General features: G+C 69.1%; 17 protein-coding genes. 6 read left to right on the top strand and 11 right to left on the bottom strand.

Going from position 1 to position 21,759, the window contains the following annotated elements:
- Window positions 1–52: 52 nt before the first annotated feature.
- The 10 genes from RAMLITH_RS05125 to RAMLITH_RS05080 all read right to left on the bottom strand — a co-directional run bounded on the left by RAMLITH_RS05125 (window position 53) and on the right by RAMLITH_RS05080 (window position 10,071).
- Entirely contained in the window at window positions 53–403 is a 351-nt protein-coding gene (locus RAMLITH_RS05125) for an FKBP-type peptidyl-prolyl cis-trans isomerase (RefSeq protein WP_168106204.1), read from the bottom strand.
- A gap of 60 nt (window positions 404–463) precedes the next feature.
- The gene (locus RAMLITH_RS05120) at window positions 464–1,642 is read right to left on the bottom strand and encodes a fumarylacetoacetate hydrolase family protein (RefSeq protein WP_168106203.1); all 1,179 of its coding nucleotides are present in this window, start codon (window positions 1,640–1,642) and stop codon (window positions 464–466) included.
- Window positions 1,643–1,666: 24 nt separating this feature from the next.
- Window positions 1,667–1,999 carry a winged helix-turn-helix transcriptional regulator gene (locus RAMLITH_RS05115; protein WP_168106202.1) on the bottom strand — a complete coding sequence of 111 codons (333 nt, stop codon included), beginning with the start codon at window positions 1,997–1,999 and terminating at the stop codon, window positions 1,667–1,669.
- A gap of 106 nt (window positions 2,000–2,105) precedes the next feature.
- Entirely contained in the window at window positions 2,106–2,588 is a 483-nt protein-coding gene (locus RAMLITH_RS05110; RefSeq protein WP_168106201.1) for a MarR family winged helix-turn-helix transcriptional regulator, read from the bottom strand.
- Window positions 2,585–3,325, bottom strand: a complete 741-nt coding sequence (locus RAMLITH_RS05105) for an ABC transporter ATP-binding protein (RefSeq protein ID WP_168106200.1) — start codon at window positions 3,323–3,325, stop codon at window positions 2,585–2,587. The genes RAMLITH_RS05110 and RAMLITH_RS05105 overlap by 4 nt, the downstream gene beginning before the upstream one ends.
- Window positions 3,325–5,145 carry a branched-chain amino acid ABC transporter ATP-binding protein/permease gene (locus tag RAMLITH_RS05100; protein ID WP_168106472.1) on the bottom strand — a complete coding sequence of 607 codons (1,821 nt, stop codon included), beginning with the start codon at window positions 5,143–5,145 and terminating at the stop codon, window positions 3,325–3,327. The genes RAMLITH_RS05105 and RAMLITH_RS05100 overlap by 1 nt, the downstream gene beginning before the upstream one ends.
- A gap of 2 nt (window positions 5,146–5,147) precedes the next feature.
- Window positions 5,148–6,185, bottom strand: coding sequence for a branched-chain amino acid ABC transporter permease (locus RAMLITH_RS05095; protein WP_168106199.1), 1,038 nt, complete (start codon window positions 6,183–6,185; stop codon window positions 5,148–5,150).
- A gap of 70 nt (window positions 6,186–6,255) precedes the next feature.
- Window positions 6,256–7,389 (bottom strand): ABC transporter substrate-binding protein, encoded by a 1,134-nt coding sequence (locus tag RAMLITH_RS05090; protein ID WP_168106198.1) that lies wholly within the window; start codon window positions 7,387–7,389, stop codon window positions 6,256–6,258.
- 37 nt (window positions 7,390–7,426) lie between these two features.
- The gene (locus RAMLITH_RS05085) at window positions 7,427–8,212 is read right to left on the bottom strand and encodes an SDR family NAD(P)-dependent oxidoreductase (protein WP_168106197.1); all 786 of its coding nucleotides are present in this window, start codon (window positions 8,210–8,212) and stop codon (window positions 7,427–7,429) included.
- Window positions 8,209–10,071 (bottom strand): feruloyl-CoA synthase, encoded by a 1,863-nt coding sequence (locus RAMLITH_RS05080; RefSeq protein ID WP_168106196.1) that lies wholly within the window; start codon window positions 10,069–10,071, stop codon window positions 8,209–8,211. Before RAMLITH_RS05080 ends, RAMLITH_RS05085 begins: the two co-directional genes overlap by 4 nt.
- 164 nt (window positions 10,072–10,235) lie before the next feature.
- On the opposite strand from RAMLITH_RS05080, the gene araD reads away from it, so the two are divergent.
- Together araD and RAMLITH_RS05070 are read left to right on the top strand one after the other, a co-directional pair.
- Window positions 10,236–11,978, top strand: a complete 1,743-nt coding sequence (gene araD, locus RAMLITH_RS05075) for an L-arabinonate dehydratase (RefSeq protein ID WP_168106195.1) — start codon at window positions 10,236–10,238, stop codon at window positions 11,976–11,978.
- Window positions 11,979–12,003: 25 nt separating this feature from the next.
- Window positions 12,004–12,945: a 2-hydroxyacid dehydrogenase gene (locus RAMLITH_RS05070; protein WP_168106194.1), complete on the top strand. Its 942-nt coding sequence runs from the start codon at window positions 12,004–12,006 to the stop codon at window positions 12,943–12,945.
- 25 nt (window positions 12,946–12,970) lie between these two features.
- On the opposite strand, the gene RAMLITH_RS05065 is transcribed toward RAMLITH_RS05070, so the two are convergent.
- Window positions 12,971–14,143, bottom strand: a complete 1,173-nt coding sequence (locus RAMLITH_RS05065; RefSeq protein WP_168106193.1) for a sensor histidine kinase — start codon at window positions 14,141–14,143, stop codon at window positions 12,971–12,973.
- Window positions 14,144–14,318: 175 nt separating this feature from the next.
- Between RAMLITH_RS05065 and RAMLITH_RS05060 the strand changes: the two genes are divergently transcribed.
- The 4 genes from RAMLITH_RS05060 to RAMLITH_RS05045 all read left to right on the top strand — a co-directional run bounded on the left by RAMLITH_RS05060 (window position 14,319) and on the right by RAMLITH_RS05045 (window position 21,670).
- Window positions 14,319–16,613, top strand: coding sequence for a PAS domain-containing sensor histidine kinase (locus RAMLITH_RS05060; protein ID WP_168106192.1), 2,295 nt, complete (start codon window positions 14,319–14,321; stop codon window positions 16,611–16,613).
- Window positions 16,614–16,867: 254 nt separating this feature from the next.
- The gene (locus tag RAMLITH_RS05055; protein ID WP_168106191.1) at window positions 16,868–18,790 is read left to right on the top strand and encodes a PrkA family serine protein kinase; all 1,923 of its coding nucleotides are present in this window, start codon (window positions 16,868–16,870) and stop codon (window positions 18,788–18,790) included.
- A gap of 58 nt (window positions 18,791–18,848) precedes the next feature.
- Window positions 18,849–20,126 carry a YeaH/YhbH family protein gene (locus tag RAMLITH_RS05050; protein WP_168106190.1) on the top strand — a complete coding sequence of 426 codons (1,278 nt, stop codon included), beginning with the start codon at window positions 18,849–18,851 and terminating at the stop codon, window positions 20,124–20,126.
- Between the two features lie 11 nt (window positions 20,127–20,137).
- A complete protein-coding gene (locus RAMLITH_RS05045; RefSeq protein ID WP_168106189.1) occupies window positions 20,138–21,670 on the top strand; it encodes a SpoVR family protein in 1,533 nt (510 codons plus the stop codon).
- The last annotated feature ends 89 nt before the right edge of the window (window positions 21,671–21,759 follow it).

The raw sequence follows: 21,759 nt of genomic DNA, 5'->3' as shown, positions 1-21,759 counted from the left end.
CAAGGAGTGGCCGATCTGCGCGTTGCTCCGATCGGCCGGTGCCGCTAGCGGATTACTGGACGCCGATCAGCTCGACGTCGAACTTGAGGGTGGCGTTGGGGGGGATCACGCCGCCGGCGCCGCGAGCGCCGTAGCCAAGCTGCGGCGGGATGATCAAGGTGCGCTTGCCGCCGACCTTCATGCCGGCGACGCCTTCGTCCCAGCCCTTGATGACCATGCCCGCGCCCAGGGAGAAGGAGAACGGATCGCCGCGGTCGACGCTAGAGTCGAACTTGGCGCCCTGCTGGCCGCCGTTGTAGAGCCAGCCGGTGTAGTGGACGCGCACGTGCTGCCCGGGCCTGGCCTCGGCGCCGGTGCCCGGCGTGGTGTCTTCGTATTGCAGGCCCGAAGGGGTCGTGATCATTGCGATGTCCTTGATGGCAAAGAGGGCGGGAGCGCGTCCGCCCGGCAGCGACCGGCTAGGTCAGCCCAGCAATCCGCGGCGCGCCAGGTCCCGCATGAGCGAGCGGGTGCCGTACGTCCACGGCGCCACCCGGTCGCTGGTGTTGACGCGATTGGCGAGTGTACCCAGGCGCGGCGTGGCCACCGTGACCACGTCGCCGACGACGTGGGTGAACCCCTGGCCCGGGCCGTGGCGGTCCTGCGTGGGCGCGAACATGGTGCCCAGGAACAGCATGAAGCCGTCCGGATACTGGTGGTTCGCGCCGATCGCCTGGCCCACCAGGTCCAGCGGGTCGCGGCTGATCTTCGCGAGCGAGCTGGCGCCGTCCATGACGAAGCCGTCCGGGCCCTCCACGCGCATCGAGAGCTCGCAGCCGCGCACGTCGCCGATGCCGAACTTCGCGTCGAACAGCCGGATGAACGGCCCGATGGCGCAGCTCGCGTTGTTGTCCTTCGCCTTGCCCAGGAGCAGGGCGCTGCGGCCTTCGAAGTCGCGCAGGTTCACGTCGTTGCCGAGCGCCGCACCCACGACCTCGCCGCGGCTGTTGACCGCCAGCACGACCTCCGGCTCGGGGTTGTTCCACTCGCTCCCCGGATGGATGCCGACCTCGGAGCCGGTGCCCACGGCGCTCATCGGCTGCGACTTGGTGAAGACCTCGGCGTCGGGGCCGATGCCCACCTCCAGGTACTGCGACCACATCCCTTGCGCGATGAGGATGTCCTTCAGCCGCGCCGCTTCGGGCGAGCCGGGCTTGACGGCACCGAGGTTGTCGCCGATGACGGCAATGACGGCCTGCCGCACCGATTCGGCCTTGCTCGCGTCGCCGCGCGCCTGCTCCTCGATGACGCGCTCCAGCATCGACGCGACGAAGGTCACGCCGGCGGCCTTGATCGCCTGCAGGTCGCACGGCGCGAGGAGGAACGGCGTGTCCTCGACGCGGGCGTCGCAGGAGCTGTTGGCGAGCACCTCCCTGGCGGAGGCGATCCGGGGGCCGTCGTGCGCGCGCACCGCCGCGGCGGGGTCGGGCAACTCGAGCAGCTCGCTGCAGGTGGGCGCGAGCCGCGACAGGTCGTGGACGCCGTCGGCGCGGACCTGCACCAGCACCGGGCCGGTCCCGGGGACGTGGATGCGGCCCACGAGGACGGCGTCGTGGTGGTCGGAAGGCAGGGCCGTTTCCGGCCGCAGGTGCGATGAAATCATGAGGAGTGGCGGGAATATGGGGCGTCAGGCAGCGCGCGACGAAGGTTGCGACTTCTTTCTGGACTGGACCGCCGACCATTTTGCCGCGAACGCGGGCAGCTCCGACATGCGCCTGAGCAATTCGGAGCCGGCGGGGGTGACCACGTAGCCATCGTCGCCGTGGTTCACGAAGCCCGCCTGGCGCAGTTCCTTGATGCGGGTGTTGAGCGTGTTCGGCGTGATGCCGCCCACGCTGTCCTGCAGCAGGCGGAACGTCTGGGCATGGCCGTCGCGCAGGGCCCACAGCACCCGGATGGCGTAGCGCGATTCCAGCAGCCCCAGGAGCTGGTTGATCGCGGCGTGTTCCCTGGAATTCATGGATGCCTCTCCTCGCCCGCCGGCCGCTGCCGCCCGGCTTGCAGGCAAGTGTAAGCACAGAATGCTATGCAAACAATAGCAGTCGTCGGGCGCGACCAGACGGCGGTCATCGATCCAGGTACACCTTGCGCAACAGCCTGATCAGTGTCCTGGCCTCGGCCGGGCTCAGCCGCGACGCGACGGCCGCTTCGATCCCGGCGGCGGTGCGCTCGGCCTTGCGCATCAGCGCGCGGCCAGGCGCGGTCAGGTGCAGGCCCATCGCGCGGCGATCGGTGGGGTGCGGCTGGCGCAGGACCAGCCCCCGCCGCTCCAGCGTGCCGACGAGGCCGACCAGGTTGGGCGGCAGGATGCCGAGGGTGGCGCACAGTTGCCGCGAGGTGATGCCCGGGTTGTGCAGCACCAGCGACAGCACCGAGAAGTCCACCGGCCGCAGGTCGAATGCCGCCATCCCGGGCAGGAAGGCCCCGATCATCGCCAGCGCGGCGCGGCGCGCGTTGTAGCCGATCAGGCTTTCCAGGTAGGCCGCGTCGACCTCGTCGACGGCCACGGCCGCCGTGGGCTCCGCCGCGCGCTCGCGGGCCGCGTTCATGCTTCGTGCCCGGCGCTGGCGCCGAGGTAGGTGTCGATTACCCGCGCATCGCCCGCGAGCTCGCGCGCCGGACCGTGCAGCGCGATCTCGCCCATTTCGAGCACATAGGCGTCGTCGGCCACTTCGAGCGCGGCCCGCGCATTCTGCTCCACCAGCAGGATCGTCACGCCGATGCGGCGCAAGTCGACGATCGTGCGGAAGATGTCGCGGACGACCAGCGGTGCCAGGCCCAGGCTCGGCTCGTCCAGCATCAGCAGGCGGGGCCGCGACATCAGCGCGCGTCCCACGGCCAGCATCTGCCGCTCGCCGCCGGAGAGCGTTCCGGCGAGCTGCATCCGGCGCTCCTGCAGACGCGGAAAGATCGCGTACACGTCCGCGAGCCGGTCGCGCCAGCGGCGGTTGCCCAGCCGCACCTGCGGCCAGGCGCCGAGCACGAGGTTGTCCTCGACCGGCATGGTGCCGAACAGCTCGCGCCGCTCAGGCACCAGCGCGATGCCGAGCATCACTCGTTCCTCCAGCGACAGGTGGACTATGTCCTGGCCGTCGAACAGCAGCCGGCCGCGCGCCGGCAGGATGCCCATCACCGTGTTGAGCAAGGTCGACTTGCCGGCGCCGTTGGGCCCGATGACGGTGGCGACGCTGCCGGCCGCCGCCTGCAGGTGCAGGCCATGCAGCACCTCGGCGCGGCCATACCCCGCGTGCAGGTCGGCGACGTCGAGCAGAGGGTGCGTGGCCATCAGTGCTCCGTTCCGAGGTACGCGGCGCGCACCGCGGGGCTTTGCCGCACTTCGCGCGGCGTGCCTTCCATCAGCAGCGTCCCGAATTCCATCACCACCAGCCGGTCGCACACTTCCATCACCAGGTCCATGTCGTGCTCCACCAGCAGGATCGTCATGCCCTCGGCCTGCAGCTGCCGCAGCACCTGCGCGAGCGCCCGCTTCTCCTGGTGGCGCAGGCCTGCCGCGGGCTCGTCCAGCAGCAACAGAGCCGGATCGGCGCACAGCGCGCGCGCGATCTCCAGGAGCCGCTGCTGCCCCATCGCCAGGTTGCCGGCGAGTTCGTGCAGGTGCGAGCCCATGCCGACGCGCTCCAGTTGCCGCTGCGCTTCGCGAAAGAGCGTTCGCTCCTCGGCGCGGTCGAGCCGCGCCATCGCGGCGAGCACGCCCTTGCCGCCGCGGGCGTGGGCGCCCAACGCCGCGTTCTCCAGCACCGTCATGTCGGGAATCATCTTGACGTGCTGGAAGGTGCGCGCGAGTCCCAGCCGCGCGATCTGCCGCGACGGCAGGTGGCCGATCGGCCGGCCGCGAAAGCGCACCGTGCCGCTGGTGTGCGGCAGCACGCCGCTGATCATGTGGAAGGTGGTGGTCTTGCCGGCGCCGTTGGGACCGATGAGGCCGACGATCTCGGCGGCGCGCACCTGGAAGCCGACATCGTTGACGGCGACCAGGCCGCCGAACTCCTTGCGCAGCTGGTGGACCTCGAGCACCGGGTCGCCCGCCGCCGGCCGCGGCTGCGCCGCCAGCGCCGCCGCGTCCGCCCAATCGTTGCGCCGCGGCGGGCGCGGCAGCCGCCGCTCGACGAAGTCCCACAGGCCGTCAGGCTGGTACTTCAGCATCAGCACCAGCGCGATGCCGAAGACGATGACTTCGTAACTGCCGCTGGTGCCGATCAGGCGCGGCAGCAGCACCTGCAACTGGTCCTCCAGCAGCCGCGTCAGCGCGGCGCCGGCGATCGCGCCCCACACATGGCCCACGCCGCCGACCACCGTCATGAACAGGTACTCGATGCCCATCTTCAGGCCGAACGCCGTGGGGTTGACGGTGCGCTGGAAGTGCGCCAGCAGCCAGCCGGCGAGGCAGGCCAGCAGCGCCGCGATCACGAAGATCAGGACCTTGTAGCGGAAGGTACTGATGCCGACCGATTCGGCCATCAAGGCGCCGCTCTTGAGGGAGCGCATGGCGCGGCCGGCACGCGAATCCAGCAGGTGCAGCAGCGCCACCGCCATCACGGCCACCAGGGACCATGTGAGCAGGAAGAAACCGCGGCCCTGGCCCAGGTCGGCCCCGAACAGCGAGAGGCTCTTCAGGCCCAGGATGCCGTCGTACTTGCCCAGCGCGTCGAGGTTGCCCATGAGGTAGTACAGCGACAGGCCCCACGCGATCGTGGCCAGCGGCAGGTAGTGGCCGGACATGCGCAGGGTGACCAGCGCCAGCACCAGCGCGCTGGCGGCCGTGATCGCCAGGCCGACCGGCAGCGTGAGCCAGGGCGACCAGCCGAGGTTCACGGTGAGCCAGCCCGTGGTGTAGGCGCCGATGCCGACGAAGGCTGCCTGCCCGAACGAGGTGAGCCCCGCGATGCCGGTCAGCAGCACCAGCCCCAGGCAGGTGAGGCTGTACAGGCCGATGTAATTGAGCTGGGTGATCCAGAAGTCGGGCAACGGCAGGATGGCGGCCAGCGGGATCGCCGCGAGGGCCGCGAGGCCCAGCCGGCGGCGCGAAAGCCCGGCGCCGACGGCCGCGCCGTCGCGGCGCCGCCACGCGAGGAACGCGGCGCGCAGGGTCAAGCTTCCTCCTCGTGGTGGCTGGTCATGGAGCGCACCAGCAGCACCGGCAGGATCAGCGTGAAGACGATCACCTCCTTGAACGCGCTGGCCCAGAACGACCCGAAGGACTCGATGACGCCGACGAACAGCGCGCCGAACAGGGCGACGGGGTAACTGGAGAGGCCGGCGATCACCGCGGCGACGAAGCCCTTGAGCCCGATCAGGAACCCCGAGTCGTAGAAGACGGTGGTGGTGGGGCCGATCAGCAGTCCCGACAATGCGCCGATCAGCGCCGCCATCGCGAAGGTCGTCTTGCCCGCGCTTTCCGACGAGATGCCCATGAGGCGGGCGCCGAGCCGGTTCACGGCCGTCGCGCGCAGGGCCTTGCCGCTCAAGGTGCGCTCGAAGAACAGCCACAGCAGCACGATGAGGGCAAGCGAGGCGCCGGCGATGATGATGGCCTGGCCGCTCAGCGTGACGGGGCCCAGCGGCAGCCGAAGGTCCCAGAACGCGGGATTGCGGAAGCCCTCGGCGCCGAAGAACAGCAGGCCCAGCCCGGTCATGGCGAAGTGCACGCCGACCGACACGATCAGCAGCACCAGCGGCGTGGCACCGGCCAGCGACTGGTAGGCCACGCGGTAGACGAGGGGGCCGTAGGCCGTGACCACGCCGACGCTCAGGAGCGCCTGCACCAGCATCGGCGGCCGCAGCGGCGCGGCCCAGGCGGTCAGCAACGCCACGGCGAGCGGCACGGACAACGTGAGACCCGCGGCACGCAGCGTCGCCAGCGGCCGGCGGCTACGCTGCCATTCGCCGGCGGCGTTCATCAGGGCCGCGACGGCGGCGAGCAGCAGCAGCAGCCACACCGTGCCCGGCACCTTGCCGGTCTGCAGGATCGCGAGCGTCAGCGCGCCGTACGCGACGAACTCGCCTTGCGGAATGAAGATCACGCGGGTGACGGCGAACACCAGCACCGTGGCCAGGCCCAGCAGCGCGTAGATCGCGCCGTTGGTCAGGCCGTCGAGCAGCAGGATGCCGGCGATCGAGGAGTCCATGGGGTGTCGCTGGGTGCAGGACGGCGCCCGCGCCGCCGGGGGCGCGCGCGGCCGTCCGCAGGGCGCGTGGTCAGTCGACCTTGAAGTCGCCGCCCGAGACCTTCAGCATGACGCCGGTCTCGTTCGTGAAGCCCCAGTGGTCGGTCTTGCTCCAGTTCATCACGCCATGGGAGAAGACGGTGCGGCCCATGGTTTCCATCGCATCCCGGATCGCGGCGCGGAACTCCCTGGTGCCGGGCTTGGCCTGCTTCAGCGCGATCGGCAGCACCTTTTCCAGCACGACCTGCGAGTCGTAGGCGTGTCCGGCGAACTGGTTGCGCGTGCCGGGGCCCACCGCCTTCTCGTACTTCTGCACGAAATCGATGGCGAGCTTCTTGGACGGATGGCTCTCCGGCAGCTGTTCGGCGATCACCGCCGGGCCGGAAACGACGAACGAACCTTCGACGTCCTTGCCGCCGATGCGCATCAGGTCCTTGGTGGCCGCTGCATGGGTCTGGTAGATCTTGCCCTTGAAGTTGCGCTCGACGATCGCCTTGTGCGGCATCGCGGCGCCGCTGCCGGAGGCGACGATCAGCATGGCGTCGGGGTTGGCCGCCACCAGCTTCAGCGCCTGCGGCGTGACACTGGTGTCGGGCCGGGCGAAGCGTTCCACGGCGATGATCCTGATCCCGTTCTTCTCGGCCTCGGGCGTGAACTCCTTGAGCCACTGCTCGCCGTAGGCGTCGGTGTAGCCGAGGAAGCCGACGGTTTTTACCCCCTGCTTCTTCATGTGGCCGATCATCGCGTGCGCCATCACCGTGTTCGACTGCGGCAGCCGGAACAGCCACTGGTCCTTGCCCGGCGGCACGCCCACCGGCGAGGCGGCGAGTTGCACCGTGCCCGATTCGGCCGCGATGTCCACCATCGCCGCGGCCACGGTGGTCAGGCACGAGCCGATGATCATGTCGACCTTGTCGTCGGTGACGAAGCGGCGGGCGTTCTGCGCGCCCTTGCCGGGGTCGCTCGCGTCGTCCAGGATGATCAGGTTGACCTTCTCGCCCGCGATTTCCTTCGGGAAGATCTTGTAGTAGTTCTGCATCGGGATGCCAAGGCCCGATCCGGGGCCGGTGAGCGACAGGCTCACTCCGATGTTGACGTCGGCCAGGACGGCGGCGGATGCCGCCAGGGTGGCCAGTGCGATCAGCGTCTTGCGTAGTGCTCTCATGGCTTGTCTCCTGTTGCAAGGGTCGGTGCGGAAAGCTTCAGCGCGGCGCCATGCGCAGCGCGCCATCGAGGCGGATCACCTCGCCATTGAGGTGGGTGTTCGTCACGATATGGCATGCCAGCTGGGCGAACTCACCGGGTTTACCCAGGCGCGGCGGGAACGGGATCGACGCGGCGAGCGACTGCTGCACGGCTTCGGGCAACTGCTTCATGAGCGGCGTGGCGAACAGGCCGGGCGCCACCGTGCACACGCGGATGCCGTGCTGCGCCAGGTCGCGCGCCATCGGCAGCGTCATGCCGACCAGCCCGCCCTTGGAGGCGCTGTAGGCCTGCTGGCCCACCTGGCCATCGAACGCGGCCACCGATGCCGTGAACATCATGACGCCGCGCTCACCGTCCTCGAGCGGCGGGAGTTTCGCGCACTGGGCGGCGAACAGGCGGCTGGCGTTGTAGGTGCCGATGAGGTTGATGTTCACCACCCGCACGAAGTCCTCCAGCGGTGCCGGGTTGCCGTCCTTGCCGACGATCCGCTTGGCGGTTCCTATGCCCGCGATGTTCATCAGGATGCGGGCGGGTCCGTGCGCCGTCGCCGCCTTGTCCAGCGCGGCCTGGAGGCTGGCCGTGTCGGTGATGTCGCAGCGGCACGCGACGGCGCAGCCGTTTCCGTATTGCTCGGCGATCTCCCGCGCCACGGCTTGCGCCTGCTCGATGTTGACGTCGAGCACGGCCACCTTGGCGCCGAGCCGCGCCAGCTCGCGCGCGGTCGCTTCGCCCAGGCCGGACGCGCCGCCGGTCACCAGGGCTGCCTGTCCTTCGATCTTCATGCGCTGTCTCCTCGGGGTTGGATGGTGAATGGCAAGTTGCCTGCGTGCACCGCTTCGACCAGCGCGGCGCGCTGCTCCAGGACGGCGCGCTGGTTGATCGAACCCTTGTCGGTGATCTCGCTGCGATCGATCGACGGCGGCTCGTGCATCAGGTGCAGCCTCGCGATGCGGCTGGCGCTGCCGGTCGCGCTCGCGGCGAGCTGGTCGGCCAGTTGCTGGAAGCGCGCCTGCACCGGCGCGCTTTCCAGCGCATGCCGCAGCGGCGCGTCGGCCGGCAGGCCGGCCAGTTGCCGCACGGCGGCGGTGGGGAAGATCAGGGCGCCCACCTCGTTGCAGTTCATCCCGGTGATCACGGCGTCCTGCACGTGCGGCGCGCCGGCCGCGATGATCCTCGCGCGCAGCGGCCCGACGCTGACGAACGTGCCGGTGGCCAGCTTGAAGTCCTCGGCGATCCGGCCGTCGAACCTGAGCCCCTGGTGCGGGTCGCGCTCGTCGATCCACAGCACCGCGTCGCCGCTGCGGAAGAACCCTTCCTCGTCGAAGGCCGCGGCGGTCGCTTCCGACGCGCGCCAGTAGCCGGGCGTCACGTTGGGGCCGCGGTAGCGCACCTCGGTCTTGCCGTCCACGGGGGCGAGCTTCAGTTGCATCCCGGCGGCAGGCACGCCGAGGTAGCCGGCCTTGACGTGCGGATTGGTGATGAAGATGGCGAAGGGACCCGATTCGGTCATCCCGAGGCCGGTGCCCATCACGATGCGCTCGCCGATCTCGCGCTCCTGGACCTCGTGCAGCGCATCCCACACCGGCTGGGCCAGGGCCGCGCCGGCGTAGAAGAACATGCGGACCCGCGAGAGCAGGTTGCGGCGCAGCGCCGCGTCGGTCTTCATGGCTTGCGCGATCGCCTCGAAGCCGGTCGGCACGTTGAAGTACACGGTCGGCGCGATCTCGCGCAGGTTGCGCAGCGTCTCGCCCACGAGCGGCGGCACCGGCTTGCCGTCGTCGATGTAGAGGGTGCCGCCGTTGTACAGGACGAGGCCGAAGTTGTGGTTCCCGCCGAAGGTGTGGTTCCACGGCAGCCAGTCGACGAGCACCGGCACCTCCGCGAGCACCGGCATCGACTGGAGCATCTGCTGCTGGTTGGCGCACCACATGCGGTGGGTGTTGATCACCGCCTTGGGCAGCCGGGTCGACCCCGACGTGAACAGGAACTTGGCGATCGTGTCGGGCCCGGTCGCCTGCATCGCGGCGTCGACGGCGGCCGTGGGCACGGTTGCCAGCAGCGCGGCGAACGGCGTCGCCCGGCGGCCGGGCACGGCCCCGCCGGCGAGCACGATCTCGACGCCGGGGTCCACCGCGCCGGCTATCGCCTTCGCGTAGGCCGCGCCGTCGGCGGCGAACACCAGGCCAGGCGTGAGCGTCGCCAGCGCATGCCTCAGCTTCTGGTGGTCCTGGCTGATCAGCGAATACGCTGGCGAGATCGCGCAGAAAGGGATCCCGGCATACAGGCAGCCGAGCGAGAGCAGGGCGTGCTCCAGGTCGTTGCCGCTCAGGATCGCGACCGGCCGCTCGGGGGACAGGCCCCGGTCGAGCAGTGCCTGCGCGATGCAGCGGGCGCCGTGCAGCGCTTCCTGGTAAGAGACGTGCCGCCAGTCGCCGGTGCTGCCATCGGCAAGCCGGACACGCCGGGCGATGAAACTGCGCGCGGGCGCCACCTCGGCCCAGTGCAGCAGCCGGTCGGTCAGGCGCCAGGCATGCGGCTGCAGCGGCACCGGCGCCTCGAGGTAGCGCACCTCGGCGCGGCCTTCGCGCAGTTCCACCCGCGTGATCGGAAACTCGAGCGGGCGGTAGCGCGGCGCGTTCATCCGGTCTCGACCTTTCGCCGCGGCGGCGCCGCAGGGGGCGGGTGGTGGCGGCGCAGGTGGCGGGCCGCCGGAGGAGGGATTATTGGCGGCGCGTTGGTTATGCGCCATAACCTTTCGCACTGGGACTTTCCCGGGGGCTGGCGCGTCCACTACCATCGCTCCCCATGACTGCCCAACGCAAGAAACCAGAAGAACTCCGCTCCCACCGCTGGTATGGCGTGAAGGACATGCGCTCCTTCGGCCACCGCTCGCGCACCGCGCAGATGGGATTCCACCGCAGCGACTACGCCGGCAAGCCGGTGATCGCGATCATCAACACCTGGAGCGACATCAATCCCTGCCACACGCACTTCAAGCAGCGGGTGGAGGAGGTCAAGCGCGGCATCTGGCAGGCGGGCGGCTTTCCGGTGGAGATGCCGGCGATTTCCCTGTCCGAGCCGTTCCAGAAGCCGACGACGATGCTCTATCGCAACCTGCTGGCGATGGAATGCGAGGAGCTGCTGCGCTCGTACCCGGCCGACGGCTGCGTGCTGATGGGCGGCTGCGACAAGACCACGCCGGCGCTCGTCATGGGCGCGATCTCGATGAACCTGCCTGCGATCTTCATGCCGGCCGGGCCCATGCTGCGCGGCGACTACCAGGGCCAGTACCTGGGCTCGGGCTCGGACACCTGGAAATACTGGGCCGAGCTGCGCGCGGGCAACATCACCGAGCAGGACTGGCAGGACGTCGAGGACGGCATCGCGCGCTCGCCGGGGCACTGCATGACGATGGGTACCGCCAGCACCATGACCAGTGCGGTGGAAGTGCTGGGGCTGACGCTGCCCGGGGCGGCATCGATCCCGGCGCCCGATTCGCGCCATGCGCAGATGGCGACGCTGACCGGCAAGCGCATCGTCGACATGGTGTGGGAGGACCTCAAGCCCTCGGACATCCTCACCGCCGCCTCCTTCGACAACGCCGTGACGGCCGTCCTGGGACTGGGCGGTTCGACCAACGCGATCGTGCACCTGATCGCGATGGCACGGCGCGCCGGAATCGCGCTGGACCTCGCCCGCTTCGACGAGCTGGCACGCAAGACGCCGGTCATCGCCAACATCCGCCCGGGCGGGAAGTACCTGATGGAGGACTTCTTCTACGCCGGCGGCGTGCGCGCCTTCCTCACGCAGCTCGGCGACCTGGTCGATTTCACGCAGAAGACCGTGAACGGCCGCTGCCTGGGCGACAACGTCGAAGGCGCCAAGGTCTGGAACGACGACGTCATCCGGCCGCGCGCCAACCCGCTGCTGGCCAGCGGCGGGCTGGCCGTGTTGACCGGCAACCTGGCGCCGGCCGGCGCCGTGATCAAGCCGGCCGCCATGGAACCGCACCTGCGCAAGCACACGGGGCCAGCCGTGGTGTTCAAGGACTACAACGACATGGCGGCGCGCATCGACGACCCGGCGCTGCCGGTGACGAAGGACAGCGTGATCGTGCTGCAGAGCGCCGGCCCGCAAGGCGCGCCCGGCATGCCCGAGTGGGGGCAGTTGCCGATCCCGCAGAAGCTGCTGAAGGAAGGCGTGCGCGACATGGTCCGCATCAGCGACGCGCGCATGAGCGGCACCAGCTACGGCGCCTGCGTGCTGCACGTCACGCCCGAGTCGCACGTGGGCGGGCCGCTGGCGCTGGTGCGTGACGGCGACCACATCGAGCTCGACGTCGACGCGCGCAGCATCCGCGTGCTGGTCAGCGACGAGGAACTCGCGCACCGCCGCGCCGCGTGGGAGGCCCCGGCGCCGAAGTTCACGCGCGGCTACGGCGTGCTGTACCTCAAGCACATCGGACAGGCGGACACCGGGTGCGACTTCGACTTCCTGGAGACCGAGCGTGCGCAGGCGGCGCAGGGCGGCGAGCCGGAAATCCACTGACGACCACGGTCCACGAAGGCAAGAAATGAAAGAGCGAGTGCTCCAGAACGGCCGGCTGCTGCCGGCGCTCGAAGCGGACCTGGCCGGGCGCTACGAGGTCCATGCGCTGTGGCGCGAAGCGGACCCCCAGGCTTTCCTGGCCGTCCATGGCGGCGAGTTCGCCGGCTACATCGCGTCGGCGCGCCTGGGCATCGACGCCGCCATGCTGGCGGCGCTGCCGCACCTGCGCGTGGCCTCCATCGTCGGCGTCGGACTCGACGCGGTCGACCTGGCCGCGGCGCGCGAGCGTGGCGTCGCCGTCGGCTACACGCCGCAGGTGCTGAACGACTGCGTCGCCGACACCGCGATGCTGCTGCTGCTGGACGTCGCGCGCCGCGGCAGCGAGGCCGACCGTTTCGTGCGGCGCGGCGGCTGGACGCAGACCACTGCGTTTCCGCTCAGCACCAGCGTCACCGGCAAGCGGCTGGGCATCGTCGGCCTCGGCCGGATCGGCCGGGCGATCGCGAAGCGCTGCGCCGGCTTCGACATGGAGATCCGCTACCACAACCGCCGCCCGGTCGTCGACGTGCCTTATGGCTACGAGGCCTCGCTCGAGGAACTGGCGCGCTGGGCGGATTTCCTGGTCGTGGCGGCCGCCGGCGGCCACGAAAGCCGCAACCTGGTGTCGGCGGCCGTCCTGAACGCGCTGGGGCCGCGCGGGTTCCTGGTCAACATCGCGCGCGGCAGCGTCGTCGATGAGACAGCCCTGGTGGCGGCGCTGGCCGAGGGCCGCCTGGGCGGCGCCGGGCTGGACGTCTACGCCGACGAGCCCAACGTGCCGCCGGCGCTGCTGACACTGGACAACACCGTGCTGCTGCCGCACATGTCCAGCGCCACGCACGAGACCCGCAAGGCGATGGCGGACCTGGCCCTGGCCAACCTGGACGCGTTCTTCGCGAGCGGCGCGGTGAAGGTGTCGGCGCTCTGAGTCACGCCGCTGGATTGCGATCTCTTCAGGCCGGTGTCGGCCCCGCCGGGGCGGCGCCGCGGTCGCCGAGCGTGAACCGGAACGCCGCGCCGCCGCCGGGCCGCGACTCGGCCCAGATGCTGCCGTGGTGGCGCGAGACGATCTTGCGCACCATCGCCAGGCCGATGCCGGTGCCTTCAAATTCGGCGGCGGTGTGCAGCCGCTGGAAGGGGTTGAACAGCTTGTAGGCGTAGGCCGGGTCGAACCCGGCGCCGTTGTCGCGCACGCAATAGCGCCAGGTGCCGCCCGGGCCGCGCTCGCCGCCGAACTCGATCCGGGCGCCGGGCGTGCCCGAGGTGAATTTCCAGGCGTTGCCCAGCAGGTTCTCCATCAGGTCCGTGAGCAGGCGCACGTCGCCCCGCGCGCGCGGCGTCTCCTCGATCACCACCGTCACCTGGCGCCCGGGGTCCCGCTCGCGCAACCGGTCGACGGTCGATTGCGCCAGCGCGGACAGGTCCACGCTGTGGTGCAACAAGGGCGCGCTCGAGAGGTTGGCGAGCGCGAGCAGGCCTTCGGTCAGTTCGGACATCAGCCGCACGCCGGCGCGCACCCGCCGCAGGTAGTGGCGGGATTTCTCGTCCAGGCGGTCGGCAAGCCTGTGCTCCAGCTGGGCGGTGAAGACGTCCACCGACGACAGCGGCGCGCGCAGGTCGTGCGCCAGCGAATAGGCCAGGCCGCGCAGGTCCTCGTTGCTCTCCTGCAATTGGGCCGTGCGGCTGCGAATACGCTGCTCCAGCAGGTTGTTGAGCAGCACGATCTCCTTTTCGGCGCGCCGCTGCTCGGTGATGTCGCTGTCGACGCTGAGCACCAGGCGGCCCTGGCCGCCGCCCCTGTCCAGGAGCGTGCAGCGGCGCTCCACGGTCACGACCTGGCCCTGTGCGTCGATGCACTCGAGCACGCCGGACCACTCGCCGCGCTCGGCGAGTTGCCGGTGTGCATCTTCGGGCAGGGCCGCGGTCGGCCCCATGAGGTCCTCGAACCGGCGCCCGATCGCAACATGTCTCGAATGGCCGAACATCTGCTCGGCGCCACGGTTCCACGAGGCGATCCGCTGGTCGGCATCGTGCAGGACGACGGCGTCCCGCGTGTGGTCCAGCAGGACGGGAGCCAGCTCCCGCGTCTGGTCGGACAAGGAATCGGCGCTGGCTTGCTCTGGCATGGGGTTTGGCAATGGGGAGGTGATGGATTCTCCACCGGCCGGGCCGCGAGCCGGCGCCGGAAAGGTCCGCTTGGACCGTGTCCGTTCGTGCGTCCGTTAGGAAAATTCCCTAGGCAGTGCCATGGCAGGGGGGCGAGCTCGGCCGTAAAGTCGCACGGCCTTGCTCATCAGTTCCATGCAGTCCTTTCCCGGCTCGCCGGCCGCCTCCCCCGATCGCGAAACCGATGCTCCCGCCGCGGCGCCCTTGGACAGCGACAGCGCCGCGCGCCACTTCGCCAGCGCGTTCAACCATGCCCCGGTCGGCATGCTGCTGCTGGCGCCGGACGGGCGCCCGCTGCGCGTGAATCGCGCGTTCTGCGAGCTGGCCGGCCGCGGCGAGCACGAGATCCTGGCCGGCGGCGCAGCGCTCCTGCATCCCGGCGACGAAGCTGGCGAAGCGGGCGAGCGCGCGCTGTGCCTCGCCGGAACGCAGTCGGCGTTCCGCAGCGAGGTACGCCTCCGGCACGGCCGTGGCGAGCTCGTCTGGGTCGACCTCAGCTGCGCCCTGGTGCGTCGCACTGGCGGCGAGCCCCTGCACTTCATCGTCCAGGCGCAGGACATCGGCGGGCGCAAGCGGGCGGAGCTGGCGCTGCGCGAGAGCGAAGCGCGGTTTCGCAGCCTGACGCTGCTGTCGGCGAGCTGGTACTGGGAGCAGGACGCCCAGTTCCGGTTCGTCGCCTTCGAGGGCCACCCGCAGGAAGGCCGCTGGCGGCCCGACTCCGCGGCGCTCGGCTTGTGCCGGTGGGACATCGCCGGGCTGCGGCCGGTCGACGGAACCTGGGCCGCGCACCGCCTGGACGTGCAGGCGCACCGCGCCTTCCGCGAGCTGGAGTGCGTTCGGGTTCGCCCCGGCCGGCCCCCGGTGTACGTCTCCATCAGCGGTGAGCCGGTCTTCGACGAGCACGACCGCTTCACCGGCTACCGCGGCACGACGCGGGACATCACGGCGGCCAAGGCGCTGGAAACGCACTTGCGGGAAGCGCAAGGCCTGTTGCACATGGCGGCTCGAATGGGCCGGCTCGGCGCCTGGACCTACGTTGCGGGGCAGGAGCGGATGACCTGGTCGGACGAGCTGTGCCGCCTGTGCGAGGTCGACATCGGCTTCGCGCCGACGCTCGAGCAGGCCAGCGCGTTCTTCGCGCCGGGGCACCGGCCGCTTGCCCGCAGCACCTTGCAGCGCTGCCTCGCCGTCGGCGAGGGATTCGACGTCGAGACGCCGGTCGCGCTGGCCGGCGGCCGTACCCGCTGGTTCCGGCTGATCGGCGAGGCGGAGCGCGACGGCGACGGGCGGGTCTTGCGCCTCCACGGGGCGTGCCAGGACATCACCGGGAGGCGCCTGGCGGCCGAGCACACCCGCCGCCAGGCACGCCAGCTCACCAACACGCTGGAGCGCCTCACCGACGGGTTCTTCACGCTCGATCGCGACTGGCGATTCACGTACCTGAACCCGGAAGCGCAGCGCCTGATGGCGCGCCCGCGCGGGGATTTGCTGGGCCGGCGCATCACCGACGAGTTTCCGGCGCCCGGCGCCGGCGGCATCCTCGCGCACTACCGGCGCGCGCTCGAAGAGAACACCGTGGTGCAGGCGGAGGAGTTCTACGAACCGCTGGACCTGTGGGTGCAGCTGAAGATCTACCCGTCCGCGGAAGGGGTGGCCGTGTACGTGCGCGACGTCACCGAGCGGGTGCGGGGCCGGCAGCAGTTGCTGCAGCTGAACGCGCAGCTGGAAGCGCGGGTGAAGGAACGCACTGCGCAACTGGAGATCGCCAACCGCGAGCTGGAGGCGTTCTCCTATGCCATCGCGCACGACCTGCGCGCGCCGCTCGGCGCCATCGAGGGTTTCGGCGACTGCCTGCAGCGGCTGGCCGGCCCGGGCCTGGACGAGCGCGGCCGGCACTACCTGCGGCGGATCGTCGCCGGCGTGCACCACATGCGCGAACTCACCGACGGTTTGCTTTCGCTGGCCAGCCTTTCGCAAGGCAGCCTGCGCGCCAAGCCGGTCGACCTGTCGGCGCTCGCGCACGCGGCCGTCGCCGCTTGCCGCGAGGGCGCTCCGGAGCGCCGCGCGGAGGTGGCGATCGCGCCCGGCCTGGTCGTCCGCGGCGATCCGCGGCTGCTGGCGCACGTGATCGACAACCTCGTGGGCAACGCCTGGAAGTTCACCTCGCGCGTCGCGTGCGCGCGCATCGAGGTCGGCCGGCTGGAGGGGTCGCCCGCAACATATTTCGTGCGCGACAACGGTGCCGGATTCGACGAGGCCTGGGCCGGCAAGCTGTTCAAGCCGTTCCAGCGCCTGCATACCCAGGACGAATTCGAGGGCACCGGCATCGGGCTCGCGATCGTGCGCAAGGTGGTGCTGCTGCACGGCGGCGGGGTCCGGGCCGAGTCGGTCGCAGGCGAAGGCGCCACCTTCTTCTTCACGCTCGGCTGACGACGGCGCAGCCGCCGGACTGCCAGTCTGTCGACAAGGCCCGCCCGCTGTCCACCCACGATTTCCCCTAGGCCGACGCGCGCTTTCCCCTAGAAACTTCACTGGCGTCGAGGCGATCTACCGCTCACCTACGCGGAACGACGGTTTTGACCTACAACTCGTGACGTTTCACACAACGTGTCGTCGGGTACAGTGACTTTCGCACGGGCAGTTCCAACCGCGCGAGCCGCTGTCACCGACTGGAAGGGGGTTTCATGGATGTAGTCCGAAATTTTCTGGCGCGCTACGAGCAGACGCGCGAGGAGGAGATGTCGCTGGAGGAGTACCTCGACCTCTGCCGGCGCGACAAGATGGCGTATGCGACCGCCGCCGAGCGCATGCTCGCGGCGATCGGCGAGCCGGAAGTGATCGACACCCGCCACGATCCGCGCCTGTCGCGCATCTTCGGCAACAAGATGGTCCGCATCTATCCGGCGTTCAAGGATTTCTACGGGATGGAAGAGCCCATCGAGCAGGTCGTCTCCTGCTTCCGGCATGCGGCCCAGGGACTGGAAGAAAAGAAACAGATCCTGTACTTGCTGGGACCGGTGGGCGGCGGCAAGTCGTCGATCGCCGAGCGCCTGAAGCAGTTGATGGAACAGGTGCCGTTCTATGCGATCAAGGGCTCGCCGGTGAACGAGTCGCCGCTGGGCCTGTTCAACAACGCCGAGGACGCGCCCGTGCTCGAGCAGCAGTACGGCATCGCGCCGCGCTACCTGCAGCGGATCATGTCGCCATGGGCCGTCAAGCGGCTCGAGGAGTTCGGCGGCGACATCCGCAAGTTCCGGGTCGTGAAGCGCTATCCCTCGATCCTGAAGCAGTGCGGCATCGCCAAGACCGAGCCAGGCGACGAGAACAACCAGGACATCTCCTCGCTGGTGGGCAAGATCGACATCCGCAAGCTCGAGACCTTCGCCCAGGACGATCCGGACGCGTACAGCTACTCCGGCGGCCTGTGCCTGGCCAACCAGGGGCTGCTCGAGTTCGTGGAGATGTTCAAGGCCCCGATCAAGGTGCTGCATCCGCTGCTGACGGCGACGCAGGAAGGCAACTTCAAGGGCACCGAAGGCTTCGGCGCGATCCCCTTCGACGGCATCGTGATGGCGCACTCCAACGAGAGCGAGTGGAAGGCGTTCAAGAACAACAAGAACAACGAGGCCTTCCTGGATCGCATCTACATCGTCAAGGTGCCGTACTGCCTGCGCGTGACCGAGGAGGTGAAGATCTACGAGAAGCTGGTGCGCAATTCGTCGCTGAAGGACGCCGTCTGCGCGCCGGGCACGCTCAAGATGATGGCCCAGTTCGCGGTGCTGACGCGCCTGAAGGAGCCGGAGAATTCCAGCATCTTCTCCAAGATGCAGATCTATGACGGCGAGAACCTGAAGGACACGGACCCGAAGGCGAAGAGCTACCAGGAATACCGCGACTACGCGGGCGTCGACGAAGGCATGACCGGCGTGTCGACCCGGTTCGCGTTCAAGATCATCTCCAAGGTCTTCAACTTCGATTCGACCGAGATCGCCGCGAATCCGGTGCACCTCATGTACGTGCTGGAGCAGCAGATCGAGCGCGAGCAGTTCGCGCCGGAGATCGAGCAGAAATACCTGGCGTACATCAAGGAACACCTGTCGGCCCGCTACGCGGAGTTCATCGGCAAGGAGATCCAGACCGCCTACCTCGAGTCGTACTCCGAATACGGCCAGAACATCTTCGACCGCTACGTCACGTACGCCGACTTCTGGATCCAGGACCAGGAATACCGCGACACCGACACCGGCGAGATCTTCGACCGGGCGGCGCTCAACGCCGAGCTCGAGAAGATCGAGAAGCCGGCGGGGCTGTCCAATCCCAAGGACTTCCGCAACGAGATCGTCAACTTCGTCCTGCGGGCGCGGGCCAGCAATGCCGGCAAGAACCCGGTGTGGACCAGCTACGAGAAGCTGCGCACGGTGATCGAGAAGAAGATGTTCTCGAACACCGAGGACCTGCTGCCGGTGATCTCGTTCAACGCCAAGGCGAGCGCCGACGAGCAGAAGAAGCACGAGGACTTCGTGAACCGGATGGTCGAGAAGGGGTATACCCACCGGCAGGTCCGCCTGCTGTGCGAGTGGTACCTCCGCGTGCGCAAGAGCTCCTGACGGCCCGTTCACGGAGAAGGCTGCAGCAGTGTCATCCAACGCGCGCCCGGAGCGGGCCATGCTCCACCAGGTGATCGACCGGCGCCTGTCCGGGAAGAACAAATCGATCGGCAACCGGGAGCGCTTCCTCAGGCGGTACCGGGACCAGATCCGGGAGGCCGTGCGCAAGGCCGTTGGCGACCGGAGCATCCACAACATCGAGGAAGGCACGGACATCACGCTGCCCAGGCGGGACGTGTCGGAGCCGGTCTTCCAGCACGCGCCCGGCGGCACCCGCGAGATGGTGCACCCGGGCAACCAGGAGTACGTGCGCGGCGACAGGATCCCGCGGCCGCAGGGTGGCGGTGGCGGCGGCGGCAGCGGCAGCGGCGCCTCGCCGGACGGCCAGGGCGAGGACGACTTCGTCTTCCGGATCACGCGCGAAGAGTTCATGAACTACTTCTTCGACGACCTGGCACTGCCGCGCCTGATCCGCACGCAACTGCTGGCCGACATCCCGGAATGGAAGACCCGCCGCGCGGGCTTCGTCTCGGAGGGGAACCCGACCAGCCTGCACGTGGTGCGCTCCATGCGCGTCGCGCTCGGCCGGCGCATCGCCATGGGCGGCGACGCCCGCATCGAGCTGCGGCGCCTGGAGGAAGTGCTGCGCCAGATGCAGCAGGACGCCAGCACTTCGCCTTCGGAGCTGGCGGCCGTGAAGGCGGAAGTCGAGGAGCTGAGGCAGCGCCTGAAGCGCGTGCCGTTCCTCGACCCGTTCGACCTGCGGTACCGCAACCGGGTGCGCGAGCCCATGCCCACGAGCAAGGCGGCGATGTTCTGCCTGATGGACGTGTCGGGCTCGATGGACGAGGCGCGCAAGGACCTCGCCAAGCGCTTCTTCATCCTGCTGTACCTGTTCCTGTCGCGCCACTACCAGCAGACGGACGTGATCTTCATCCGCCACCATACGCAGGCCGCCGAGGTGTCGGAAGACGAGTTCTTCCACGCGACCGAGAGCGGCGGCACGGTGGTGTCCTCTGCGCTCACGCTGATGAACGACATCGTCCGCCAGCGGTACATGGGGAGCGAGTGGAACATCTACGGCGCGCAGGCCTCGGACGGCGACAACTGGCAGCAGGACTCCTCCAAGTGCCGCGAGCTGCTGGAGGACAAGCTCCTCCCGCTGTGCCGCTACTATGCCTACGTTCAGGTGGCGGACGAGGACCAGAACCTCTGGGAGGAGTACACCAGGGTGCGCGACGCCAACCCGCACTTCGCGATGCAGAAGATCGTGACGCCGGCGCAGATCTTCCCGGTGTTCCGCGACCTGTTCAAGAAGAGCACGACGACCGCGTGAGTGGGGATGCCATGATCCTGACGGACGACAAACCAGAGGTCGGCAAGCGCCTGCCCAGTCCCTCCGACTGGACCTTCGAGCTGATCGAGACCTACTTCGACGAGATCCGGCGCACGGCGCAGCGCTTCGGCCTGGACACCTATCCGGTGCAGCTGGAGCTGATCTCCGCCGAGCAGATGCTCGACGCGTACGCCTCGGTCGGCATGCCGGTGAACTACCGGCACTGGTCGTTCGGCAAGCAGTTCATCTCCAGCGAGAAGAACTACCGCCGCGGCCACATGGGCCTCGCCTACGAAATCGTCATCAATTCGGACCCGTGCATCGCCTACCTGATGGAGGAGAACACGATGCCGATGCAGGCGCTGGTGATGGCGCATGCCTGCTTCGGCCACAACTCCTTCTTCAAGGGCAACTACCTGTTCCGCATGTGGACGGACGCGAGCTCGATCATCGACTACCTGGTGTACGCCAAGTCGTACATCGGCGAGTGCGAGGAGCGCCACGGCATCGACGCGGTGGAGGAGGTGCTGGACGCCTGCCACGCGCTGATGAACTACGGCGTCGACCGCTACCGCCGGCCGCAGAAGATCTCCATGGTGGAGGAGGAGATGCGGCGCAAGGAGCGCGAAGCCTACCTGCAGCAGCAGATCAACGATCTCTGGCGCACGCTGCCCAAGACGCCGGGCAAGCAGTCGAAGAAGGAGCACCGGCGGTTCCCGGAGGAGCCGCAGGAGAACATCCTGTACTTCATCGAGAAGAACGCCCCGCTGCTGGAACCCTGGCAGCGCGAGATCGTGCGCATCGTGCGCAAGGTGGCCCAGTACTTCTATCCGCAGCGCCAGACCCAGGTGATGAACGAGGGCTGGGCCACGTTCTGGCATTACACGATCCTGAACGACATGTACGACCAGGGGCTGCTGACCGACGGCTACATGATGGAGATACTCAGCTCGCACACCAACGTCGTGTTCCAGCCGCCCGTCACGCACCCCGGCTACAGCGGCATCAATCCGTACGCGCTCGGATTCAACATGTTCACCGACCTGCGGCGCATGTGCGAGCACCCCACCGACGAGGACCGCGAGTGGTTCCCGGACATCGCGGGCTCCGACTGGCACAAGACGCTGGACTACGCGATGCGGCACTTCAAGGACGAGAGCTTCATCGGCCAGTACTTGTCGCCGCGCCTCATGCGCGAGCTGCGGCTGTTCGCGATCGTCGACGACGCGAGCCGCAAGGAACTGGAGGTCTCGGCGATCCACGACGACTCGGGTTACCGCCGCGTGCGCGAGTCGCTGTCGAAACAGTACGACCTGGGCATGCGCGAGCCGAACATCCAGGTATGGAACGTCAACCTGCGCGGCGACCGCTCGCTGACGCTGCGCCACATCCGGCACAACGACCGCCCGCTGGACAACGGCGCGGAAGAGGTGGTCAAGCACGTCGCGCGCCTGTGGGGCTTCAGGGTGCGCCTGGAGAGCGTCGACGGCCACGACCGCGTGCTGCAGCACTGGGAAATCACGCCGCCGCCGCATCACGCCTGATGGACGGCGCCGCGCCGCCGCGCCGGTCATGACCGCCGCGGCCGCCACATGCGAGCGGCGCGGCTCGATGACGAGCTACATCCGCTGAC

The sequence above is a fragment of the Ramlibacter lithotrophicus genome, assembly GCF_012184415.1.
GTDB lineage: Bacteria > Pseudomonadota > Gammaproteobacteria > Burkholderiales > Burkholderiaceae_C > Ramlibacter > Ramlibacter lithotrophicus.
Note: the sequence above shows the minus strand (reverse complement) of the source record. Positions and strands in the feature narration are given on the sequence as shown.

Coding starts and splice junctions, on each gene's coding strand:
- RAMLITH_RS05125 (WP_168106204.1), bottom strand. CDS start 403: ATGATCACGACCCCTTCGGGCCTGCAATACGAAGACACCACGCCGGGC.
- RAMLITH_RS05120 (WP_168106203.1), bottom strand. CDS start 1,642: ATGATTTCATCGCACCTGCGGCCGGAAACGGCCCTGCCTTCCGACCAC.
- RAMLITH_RS05115 (WP_168106202.1), bottom strand. CDS start 1,999: ATGAATTCCAGGGAACACGCCGCGATCAACCAGCTCCTGGGGCTGCTG.
- RAMLITH_RS05110 (WP_168106201.1), bottom strand. CDS start 2,588: ATGAACGCGGCCCGCGAGCGCGCGGCGGAGCCCACGGCGGCCGTGGCC.
- RAMLITH_RS05105 (WP_168106200.1), bottom strand. CDS start 3,325: ATGGCCACGCACCCTCTGCTCGACGTCGCCGACCTGCACGCGGGGTAT.
- RAMLITH_RS05095 (WP_168106199.1), bottom strand. CDS start 6,185: ATGGACTCCTCGATCGCCGGCATCCTGCTGCTCGACGGCCTGACCAAC.
- RAMLITH_RS05090 (WP_168106198.1), bottom strand. CDS start 7,389: ATGAGAGCACTACGCAAGACGCTGATCGCACTGGCCACCCTGGCGGCA.
- RAMLITH_RS05085 (WP_168106197.1), bottom strand. CDS start 8,212: ATGAAGATCGAAGGACAGGCAGCCCTGGTGACCGGCGGCGCGTCCGGC.
- RAMLITH_RS05080 (WP_168106196.1), bottom strand. CDS start 10,071: ATGAACGCGCCGCGCTACCGCCCGCTCGAGTTTCCGATCACGCGGGTG.
- araD (WP_168106195.1), top strand. CDS start 10,236: ATGACTGCCCAACGCAAGAAACCAGAAGAACTCCGCTCCCACCGCTGG.
- RAMLITH_RS05070 (WP_168106194.1), top strand. CDS start 12,004: ATGAAAGAGCGAGTGCTCCAGAACGGCCGGCTGCTGCCGGCGCTCGAA.
- RAMLITH_RS05065 (WP_168106193.1), bottom strand. CDS start 14,143: ATGCCAGAGCAAGCCAGCGCCGATTCCTTGTCCGACCAGACGCGGGAG.
- RAMLITH_RS05060 (WP_168106192.1), top strand. CDS start 14,319: ATGCAGTCCTTTCCCGGCTCGCCGGCCGCCTCCCCCGATCGCGAAACC.
- RAMLITH_RS05055 (WP_168106191.1), top strand. CDS start 16,868: ATGGATGTAGTCCGAAATTTTCTGGCGCGCTACGAGCAGACGCGCGAG.
- RAMLITH_RS05050 (WP_168106190.1), top strand. CDS start 18,849: ATGCTCCACCAGGTGATCGACCGGCGCCTGTCCGGGAAGAACAAATCG.
- RAMLITH_RS05045 (WP_168106189.1), top strand. CDS start 20,138: ATGATCCTGACGGACGACAAACCAGAGGTCGGCAAGCGCCTGCCCAGT.